At 64.4% G+C, this 1,971-nt stretch carries 3 protein-coding genes; all 3 read right to left on the bottom strand.

Annotated elements, in window-relative coordinates; all coding sequences use genetic code 11:
- Positions 1-651: flagellar motor protein MotD (gene motD, locus MFF34_RS27445; protein ID WP_238217710.1), on the bottom strand; the 651-nt coding region annotated here is incomplete at its 3' end.
- 2 nt (positions 652-653) lie between these two features.
- A complete protein-coding gene (locus MFF34_RS27440) occupies positions 654-1,394 on the bottom strand; it encodes a flagellar motor protein (protein WP_027593007.1) in 741 nt (246 codons plus the stop codon).
- Positions 1,394-1,971, bottom strand: a 578-nt coding sequence (locus MFF34_RS27435) for a chemotaxis protein CheB (protein WP_283236635.1), incomplete at its 5' end; no start/stop codon positions are given. The genes MFF34_RS27435 and MFF34_RS27440, both read right to left, overlap by 1 nt.

Here is a 1,971-nt window from a genome sequence, read left to right as displayed (position 1 = left end):
GCCCACCGAGGCCATGCGCGCCGGGTTGACCCCTTCCATGGCCAGCAGGCGGACGATGCTGGCCGCCCGCGCCGACGACAGTTCCCAGTTGGTCGGGTACTGCGCGGTACGAATCGGCAGGTTGTCGGTAAAGCCTTCGACATGCACCGGGTTGGCGAACGGCTTGAGGATGTTCGCCACTTTTTCGATGATGTCGAAGGCCTTGTCGCTGGGCATGGCATCACCGCTGCCGAACAGCAGCGAGGAACTGAGCTCGATCTCTATCCACAGCTCATTGCCGCGCACGGTCATCTGGTCGGTCTTGATCAGGTCGCCAAAGGCGTCGCGCACGTCGTCGCTGATGGTCTTCAGGGGGTCGACGTTGGTCTGCGCCAGGCCCGCTTCGGTCTGCTCGCTGTCCCTGACCAAAGGCTCGGCCGGGCGCACGCTCAGCGGCTGCTCATCACCGATGGGGATCGGCTTCATGCTCCGCTCGGGGTCGTTGAACACCCCGAGCAAGGCCTGCGAAATGACCTTGTACTTGCCCTCGTTGATCGAGGAAATCGAGTACATGACCACGAAAAACGCGAACAGCAAGGTGATGAAGTCGGCGTATGACACCAGCCAGCGCTCGTGATTCTCGTGTTCCTCGGTATGACGACGGCGGCGCATGGTTACTCCATGAAGCCTTGCAGCTTCAGCTCAATCGAGCGCGGGTTTTCACCCTCGGCAATCGACAGCAGGCCCTCAAGCAGCATCTCGCGGTAGCGCGACTGGCGCATGACGATAGCCTTGAGCTTGTTGGCGATCGGCAACAGGATCAGATTGGCGCTGGCCACGCCGTAGATGGTGGCGACGAACGCCACGGCGATGCCGTTACCCAGCTGCGACGGGTCGGCCAGGTTGCCCATCACATGGATCAGGCCCATGACCGCGCCGATGATGCCGATGGTCGGGGCGTAGCCGCCCATGCTCTCGAACACCTTGGCGGCCTGGATGTCACGGCCCTCCTGGGTCAGGAAGTCGACTTCGAGAATGCTGCGGATGGCTTCTGGCTCGGCACCGTCGACCAGCAACTGCAGGCCCTTGCGCGCATAAGGGTCGGGCTCGGCGTCGGCCACCCCTTCCAGGCCCAGCAGGCCCTCTTTGCGCGCCGTCAGGCTCCAGTTCACCACCCGGTCGATACCGCCCGCCAGGTCGACCCGGGGCGGGAACAGGATCCAGCGCAAAATCTGCAAGGCACGCTTGAAGGCCGACAGCGGCGACTGCAACAGCGCCGCCGCCAAGGTGCCGCCCAGCACGATCAAGCCCGCCGGGCCATTGATCAGCGCACCGACATGCCCGCCTTCGAGGAAGTTGCCGCCGACAATCGCGACAAACGCCAGGATCAGGCCGATCAGGCTTAGCACGTCCATCAGACGCAGGCCTCGACCAGGTGCTTGCCGATCTCGTCCAGGCTGTACACCGCGTCGGCCAGGTTGGCCTTGACGATGGCCATGGGCATGCCATAGATCACGCAGCTGGCTTCATCCTGGGCCCACACGGTACTGCCGCCCTGCTTGAGCAGGCGCGCGCCTTCACGGCCGTCGGCGCCCATGCCGGTGAGCACCACCGACAGCACTTTGTCGCCGTACGACTTGGCCGCCGAGCCGAAGGTGATGTCCACGCACGGCTTGTAGTTCAGGCGCTCGTCACCCGGCAGGATCTTCACCGTGCCACGGCCGTCGATCATCATCTGCTTGCCACCCGGGGCCAGCAGCGCCAGGCCTGGGCGCAACAGGTCACCGTCCTCGGCTTCCTTCACGCTGATCTTGCACAGCTTGTCCAGGCGTTCGGCAAACGCCTTGGTGAAGGCCGCTGGCATGTGCTGGATCAGCACGATCGGCGCCGGGAAGTTGGCGGGCAGTTGCGTCAGCACCCGCTGCAGCGCCACCGGGCCGCCCGTGGACGTACCAATGGCCACCAGCTTGTAAGGTTTGCGCTTGGGTGCCG

Origin of the sequence: Pseudomonas sp. PAGU 2196 (assembly GCF_022179005.1) — a bacterium.
Lineage (GTDB): Bacteria > Pseudomonadota > Gammaproteobacteria > Pseudomonadales > Pseudomonadaceae > Aquipseudomonas > Aquipseudomonas kermanshahensis.
Note: the sequence above shows the minus strand (reverse complement) of the source record. Positions and strands in the feature narration are given on the sequence as shown.